The organism is Mycolicibacterium peregrinum, assembly GCF_001665625.1.
GTDB lineage: Bacteria > Actinomycetota > Actinomycetes > Mycobacteriales > Mycobacteriaceae > Mycobacterium > Mycobacterium peregrinum_B.
Map to the genome: position 1 here is coordinate 22,725 of NZ_LZSY01000011.1, position 7,006 is coordinate 29,730.

Consider the following 7,006-nt stretch of genomic DNA (forward strand, 5'->3'; position numbering starts at 1 on the left):
GCCGGTCAGCCGGCCGTGGCGGTCTCGGTCTTCCGGGGGCGGCGCCTGCGTCGACGTCGTCCGGCGGACGACGCGTCGCCGGTGGTGTCCTCCGACTCGGTGACCGGTGCGGAATCGGTGCCCTCGGCTGCCGGGGTGGCGCCTTCGGGATGCCCGGTGGCCGACTCGCCGCCGCGGGTGCGCCGACGGGTGCGGGTCCGGGTCTTGGCCGGCCGGCCCTCGGAGTCGGCCGAGGAGATGCGCTTCTCGTCGGGGCTGCGCTTGGCCTTGGCCTTGGGAGGCTCGCCGATGGTGCCCGTGGCGTCGGTCGGGATGCCCAGCTCCTCGTAGATATGCGGCGAGCTGGAATAGGTTTCTGCCGGATCGGGGCAGTTCAGGCCCAGCGCCTTGTCGATCATTTCCCACCGGCCCAGTTCGTCCCAGTCGACCAGGGTGATGGCGACACCGGTCTTGCCGGCACGGCCGGTGCGTCCGATGCGGTGCACGTAGGCCTGCTCGTCCTCGGGGCACTGGTAGTTGATGACGTGCGTGACGTCGTCGATGTCGATGCCGCGAGCGGCGACATCCGTCGCGACCAGCACGTCCACGGCGCCGGTGCGGAACGACTTCAGTGCCTTCTCGCGGGCGCCCTGGCCGAGGTCACCGTGCACGGCGTCGACCTTGAACCCACGCTCGGCGAGCTCGTCGGACACCTTCTGCGCGGTGCGCTTGGTGCGGGTGAAGATCATCGTGGCGCCACGGCCCTCGGCCTGCAGGATCCGGCTCACCAGCTCCGACTTGTCCAGAGCGTGGGCCCGGTAGGCGAACTGCTCGGTGGTGTCGTGGGTGGCCGCCGAGTGCGGGGCCTCGGCCCGGATGTGGGTCGGCTGGTTCATGAACGTGCGGGCCAGCGTGATGATCGGGTCGGGCATGGTCGCCGAGAACAGCATCGACTGGCGATCGTCCGGGGTCAGTCGCAGGATTCGCTCGATGTCGGGCAGGAAGCCCAGGTCCAGCATCTCGTCGGCCTCGTCGAGCACCAGCACGGACAGTCCGCCCAGCTGAAGGTGCCCCTGCTGGGCCAGGTCGAGCAGGCGGCCCGGGGTGCCGACGACGACGTCGACGCCCTTGCGCAGCGCTTCGATCTGGGGCTCGTACGGGCGTCCGCCGTAGATCGACGTCACCGAGAACTTGCGGTCGCCCGTGGTCAAATATTTGGCTGCTCCGGAGAGGTCTCCATAGACCTGAATGCAGAGCTCGCGGGTGGGCACCACGATCAGGGCGCGGGGGGTGCCGTTGAGCGGGCGGGTCTCGTCGGTGGAGATGCGATGCAGCAGGGGGACACCGAAGGCGTAGGTCTTGCCCATGCCGGTGCGGGCCTGACCGATCAGGTCGTCGCCGGCCAGCGCCAGCGGGAGGGTCAGTTCTTGAATGGCAAAGGGGTGTTCGATACCGGTTTCGCTGAGTGCACGGACGATTTCGTCGCGAACGCCGAGCTCGGCAAACGTTTTATTTACATGAGTCATGGTTGGAAGAGGTGGCCTTTCACTGTCAAACCTCACGGGCATCCAGCGCACACGGAGTTTTGACGATGAAACAACGGTCGGGTTCACCCGGATACGGGTCGTATCCATCGGCGCTGCCGATCCGCTGGGCCCAGCTCCACAGGGCGGGCCAACTGCGTGCACGCACATTTCCTGGTAGCGGTTCGGGCGCTGAAACAGTCGGCTCGAAGCCGTTACCGTCTGCCATTGTAGCTGGTCGCGGGATATCGACCGATTTGCCAGCCGATCCCGGTCTCCCGACGGCGTCTAGAGTTGGCTTCATGAATTCGCCTCAGCCTGCCGCGGAACGGATCGCAGAACCGGTCGATTCGGGCGTGACGGCGGATCATCCCGGGGTCAACGAGTTGTTCGCGGTGCTGGCCTACGGTGAGGTCGCGGCGTTCTACCGGCTCACCGAAGAGGCACGTATGGCGCCGAACCTGCGCGGCCGGATCAACATGGCGAGCATGGCCGCTGCGGAGATGGGTCACTACGAGTTGCTTCGGGATGCGTTGGAGCACAGGGGAGTTGACGTCGTTTCAGCGATGACGAAATACGCCTCGGTGTTGGAGAACTACCACCGGATGACCACACCCAGCACCTGGCTGGAGGCGTTGGTCAAGACCTACATCGGTGATGCGCTGGCCGCGGATTTCTACCTGGAGATCGCTGACGCGTTGCCCGAACAGGTGTCCAAAGTGGTGCGCGCGGTGCTGTCCGAAACCGGGCATTCGCAGTTCGTGGTCGCCGAGGTGCGCGCGGCGGTGACTGCCAGCGATCGCCAGCGGCACCGACTGGCGCTGTGGGCGCGTCGACTGCTCGGCGAGGCCGTCACTCAGGCGCAGTTCGTGCTGGCCGATCACGACGAACTGGTCGACCTGGTGATGTCCAGCGGCGAGGGTCTGACCCAGCTGGCCGAGTTCTTCGACAGGCTGCAGAACACCCACCAGTCCCGGATGCAGGAACTGGGCCTGGCGTAGACATCCGCCAGACCCAGTCGCCGCTGAGAGGTTCTGTCTCTACTGCGTGCAGGTGGTGATCATCGTGTTGTTGTTCTGCGCCATGATCACGGCGCCCGCCGCGTCGGTGATCGAGCAGTTGAGCTGACCCGCGACGCTGGTCGCGGTCACCGACTTGAGCGTGACGCCGGGGTTGAGCACCACGGTCTTGGCCCACGGCAGGGCAACGTTGATGTCGGTCTGCAGGGCGCCCTGCGCGTCGGTGTAGACGATGGTCACCAGGTCGATGAGCTGCCGGTTGCCGGTCACCCGGTAGGTGATGGTGTTCGGACTCACGGCGGCCGCGGGTGGGGCCGCCTCGGCCGGCGGGGCGACGGGCGCAGGCGCCGCGGTGGCACTGGGCGACGGTGTCACCGTGGTCACGGTTTCGGGGGAGAGCGGCGCCGTCGGTGCTGCGCGCGGCGGGACCGGCTTGGAGGTGGCGTCCTGGGCCGGTTGGGTGGTCTGTGTCGGCTGGGCCGCCGGCGAGGTCAGGGTGGCGGACACCGAACCGCTGTCACCGCCGCCCAGGATCACCACGGTGCAGATCACAGCGACCAGCAGGACTGCGCCGGCCACGACGGCCACCCAGATCCAGCGCCGGTCGATGGGCTCCTCGTAGAACGTGACCTCGTCGTCGTAGTCCGCGTCGTAGTTGTCGTAATCGACCGGGTAGTCCGACTCTGGGTTGTGGTTGTAGCCGTCGGAGGTGCGGCCGGAGTACCCGCCTGGCTCGTACGGGTGATCCCCGAAGCGCTCGGTGGCGGTGGTGTCATACGGCGAATAATGCCTGGTCATGCGGCTGTCCCAGTCGTCTCGTCCAATATCGAAACTGATGCTATCGAGACGAAAGTGACAGATGAGGTTGAGCTCGGTGCGTGTCGGTCACGGTCCGGACTCGGTTCGGTATCTGTGTTTCGCGCACGGCGTACCTCCGGCCGAGCCCCGCTCGCGGCAGACGGGTCCGCCCGTCCACTAGCCTGCTCAGGGAAGTCGACAAACGTTGTGAGAAAGAAAGAAGGGTCCAGCGTGGAGGTCAAGATCGGTGTCACGGACAGCCCGCGCGAGCTCACCTTCAACAGCGCGCAGACACCCACTGAGGTGGAGCAGCAGGTCACCGACGCACTCGCCACGGATTCGGGTGTGCTGGCGTTGACCGATGAGAAGGGACGGCGATTCCTGGTGCAGAACAGCCGGATCGCCTATGTGGAGATCGGCGCCGCCGACGTGCGTCGGGTCGGTTTCGGCGTGGGGGCGGAATCCGCCTGAGTTCTACGACCGCGTGAGTGGCACGTGTGACAGTCCGCCCCAGGCGAACTGCACCGTGCCGTCCACGGCGGTATTCCGGTCGATCGGCCGTTCATTGGTCAGCCAGTACCGCGCCGAGTCGACGCTGATGGCCACCAGTCCGACCGCGATCATCCTGGCGCGGTGTGCCTCCAGGCCCGAATCGCGGCTGATCAGATCGAACACCGCATCGGTGCAGGCCTCGGTCGCCACCTTCACCTGAGCCGCCACCTGCGGCTCGCTGACGTAGTCATTCTCGAAAATCAGCCGGTACCCCTGGCTGTCGTGCTCGATGAAATCGAAGAACGCCTCGACCGCGGCGCGCAGCCGCTGCCGGTTGTCGGTCGTGGTGCGCAGGGCCTGGCGCACACCGGACACCAGGTTGTCGACATGGCGCTGCAGCACTGCCAGATACAGCTCGAGCTTCGACGAGAAGTGTTGATACAGAACGGGTTTGCTCACACCTGCGCGTTCGGCGATCTCGTCCATCCCCGCCGCGTGGTATCCGCGTTCGACGAACACCTCGCTGGCGGCTACCAACAGCTGTCCGCGCCGCTCGTCACGAGGCAGGCGGTTGCCGCGTCGACCACCGGTCGCAGGCTTGTCGCCTCTCCTCTCGGCGGTGTTGGCGAGATCGCTCATCAGGTCCTCAATCTGTATTGCTCTGGCGCACTTGAACTTGTTCATCCGAGCCGCTGATCGCACCGACACTACTACCGTGACGCGTCACTGCCGTCGCGCGGGCGACGCGAAACGGCATGGATTTCGAAATGACACCGGCGAGGTCACGGCATAGCTGCGCTCCGAACCGATCCACAGGACTCTGTGCCATTCTGGTCCGGTGACCTACGACCCGGGACGTCGCGGGGGTGGCCGTGTCCCGGCGCTGCGCAACGAGTGGCGGGAGCCGCTACGCGCTCAGCGAGATCCGATTGCCTCCGATTCAGGACGAGCCAGATCCAACCGCGACGACCATCAGCAATGGCGTAAGCAGACGTGGATCGGCCGTTTCGTCTCCACGTACGGCTGGCGCGCGTATGCGCTGCCGATCCTGATCGTGCTGACCGTGGTGGTCATGTACCAGACGATCACCGGTACCAGCGCGCCGCACTCCGCGCAGGAAGAGGAGGGTCCGGTTCAGGGCCCACCCACGATCGACGTGGCCAGCACCTCGATCATCGGCGCGCCGCCCAAGGGTCTGACCCAGTTCGACGCGAACCTGCCCACCGGGATCCTTCCCGCCGGCGGCCAGTTCACCGAGGCCGGCGCCCGGACCTGGCGGATCGTGCCGGGCACCACCCCGAAGATCGGCCAGGGCACCACGAAGTCGTTCACCTACAGCGTCGAGGTCGAGGACGGGGTGGACACCACCTCCTTCGGAGGCGACGACGGTTTTGCCCGGATGGTCAGCGAGACCCTGGCCAATCCGAAGAGTTGGACGCACAACGGTCTGTTCGCCTTCACCCGGGTCGACGAGACCAGCGGTGTCGAACCCGATTTCCGGGTGTCACTGACCTCTCCGATGACGGTGCGGGAGGGCTGTGGCTACGACATCGAGCTGGAATCGTCCTGCTACAACCCGTCGTACGACGGACATCAGCCCCGTGTCTTCGTCAACGAGGCCCGTTGGGTGCGCGGTGCGGTGCCGTTCCAAGGGGACATCGGGTCCTACCGCCAGTACCTGATCAACCATGAGGTTGGTCACGCCATCGGGTACCAGCGGCATGAGGCCTGTGAAGCCAACGGCAAGCTGGCGCCGATCATGATGCAGCAGACGTTCTCCACCTCGAACGACGATGCCGCGAAGTTCGACCCCGGAACCGTCACGGCCGATGGTCTGACGTGCAAGTTCAATCCCTGGCCGTACCCGATTGCCTGACCGCTGCCGCCGTGGTGGGTCTCGCCGCGCGGCACGCGCATCGACATCGGTGGCTGGACGCGCGGTGGGTGCGATCGCGGTGGGCGGGGCACGGGAAGCATCGGCACCGGATTACCGTTGTGGGTACGAGCAGCTGGGACGATGAACTGATCATCTGAAACTGAGGAGACATCCGGTGTCCGCGAATTTGGACGTGTCGTTACCGCCGTTGGTCGAGCCGGCCGCCGAGCTGACGCGGGAAGAAGTGACGCGCTACAGCCGGCACCTGATCATTCCGGATGTCGGCGTGATCGGGCAGAAGCGGCTGAAGAACGCCAAAGTGCTGGTGATCGGGGCCGGTGGGCTCGGTTCACCGACACTGCTGTACCTGGCCGCGGCCGGGGTGGGCACCATCGGCATCGTCGAGTTCGACGTCGTCGACGAGTCCAACCTGCAGCGGCAGATCATCCACGGCCAGTCCGACATCGGGCGGTCCAAGGCGCAGAGCGCCAGGGATTCGGTGCTGGAGATCAATCCGCTGGTGACGGTGAATCTGCACGAGTTCCGGTTGGAACCCGACAATGCGGTGGAGCTGTTCAGCCAGTACGACCTGATCCTCGACGGCACCGACAACTTCGCCACCCGCTACCTGGTCAACGATGCCGCGGTGCTGGCAGGCAAGCCCTATGTGTGGGGTTCGATCTACCGGTTCGAGGGTCAGGTGTCGGTGTTCTGGGAGGACGCTCCCGACGGTCTGGGTCTGAACTACCGCGACCTCTATCCCGAGCCGCCGCCACCGGGCATGGTGCCTTCGTGCGCCGAAGGCGGCGTGCTGGGCATCCTGTGCGCCTCGATCGCGTCGGTGATGGGGACCGAGGCAATCAAGCTCATCACCGGTATCGGCGAGCCACTGCTGGGCCGGCTGATGGTCTATGACGCGCTGGACATGACCTACCGCACCATCCGGATCCGCAAGGACCCGGCGACTCCCAAGATCACCGAGTTGATCGATTACGAGGCCTTCTGCGGCGTGGTCTCGGATGCCGCCGCGGAGGCCGCTGCCGGGTCGACGGTCACCCCGCTGGAGCTCAAGGAGCTCATCGACTCCGGGAAACCGTTGGCGCTGATCGATGTCCGCGAGCCTGTCGAGTGGGATATCAATCACATCGAGGGTGCCGAGCTCATCCCGAAGCCGACGTTCGAGTCGGGTGACGCACTGGCCAAGCTCCCGGTGGACCGGACACCGGTGCTGTACTGCAAGACCGGGATCCGTTCGGCTGAGGTGCTCGCCATCGTCAAGAAGGCCGGTTTCTCCGACGCGGTGCATCTGCAGGGCGGAA

The 7,006-nt window shown here is 65.9% G+C and carries 7 protein-coding genes; 4 read left to right on the forward strand and 3 right to left on the reverse strand.

Annotated features, from left to right (window positions below):
* Nucleotides 1-5 precede the first annotated feature (5 nt).
* A complete protein-coding gene (locus A5779_RS01320; protein WP_064878169.1) occupies nucleotides 6-1,505 on the reverse strand; it encodes a DEAD/DEAH box helicase in 1,500 nt (499 codons plus the stop codon).
* 299 nt (nucleotides 1,506-1,804) lie between these two features.
* On the opposite strand from A5779_RS01320, the gene A5779_RS01325 reads away from it, so the two are divergent.
* Nucleotides 1,805-2,503 carry a ferritin-like fold-containing protein gene (locus tag A5779_RS01325; protein ID WP_064878171.1) on the forward strand — a complete coding sequence of 233 codons (699 nt, stop codon included), beginning with the start codon at nucleotides 1,805-1,807 and terminating at the stop codon, nucleotides 2,501-2,503.
* A 39-nt stretch (nucleotides 2,504-2,542) separates the two neighbouring features.
* On the opposite strand, the gene A5779_RS01330 is transcribed toward A5779_RS01325, so the two are convergent.
* Nucleotides 2,543-3,319, reverse strand: a complete 777-nt coding sequence (locus tag A5779_RS01330) for an MmpS family transport accessory protein (RefSeq protein WP_064878173.1) — start codon at nucleotides 3,317-3,319, stop codon at nucleotides 2,543-2,545.
* A gap of 231 nt (nucleotides 3,320-3,550) precedes the next feature.
* Here A5779_RS01330 and A5779_RS01335 point away from each other — a divergent pair, with 231 nt between their 5' ends.
* On the forward strand, nucleotides 3,551-3,790 hold the full coding sequence (locus A5779_RS01335; protein WP_064878179.1) for a DUF3107 domain-containing protein: 240 nt from the start codon (nucleotides 3,551-3,553) through the stop codon (nucleotides 3,788-3,790).
* A 3-nt stretch (nucleotides 3,791-3,793) separates the two neighbouring features.
* On the opposite strand, the gene A5779_RS01340 is transcribed toward A5779_RS01335, so the two are convergent.
* Nucleotides 3,794-4,450 (reverse strand): HTH-type transcriptional activator FasR, encoded by a 657-nt coding sequence (locus tag A5779_RS01340; RefSeq protein ID WP_064878189.1) that lies wholly within the window; start codon nucleotides 4,448-4,450, stop codon nucleotides 3,794-3,796.
* 199 nt (nucleotides 4,451-4,649) lie between these two features.
* On the opposite strand from A5779_RS01340, the gene A5779_RS01345 reads away from it, so the two are divergent.
* A complete protein-coding gene (locus A5779_RS01345; protein ID WP_064878181.1) occupies nucleotides 4,650-5,687 on the forward strand; it encodes a DUF3152 domain-containing protein in 1,038 nt (345 codons plus the stop codon).
* A 187-nt stretch (nucleotides 5,688-5,874) separates the two neighbouring features.
* Nucleotides 5,875-7,006: adenylyltransferase/sulfurtransferase MoeZ (moeZ, locus tag A5779_RS01350; RefSeq protein WP_110776781.1), on the forward strand; the 1,132-nt coding region annotated here is incomplete at its 3' end.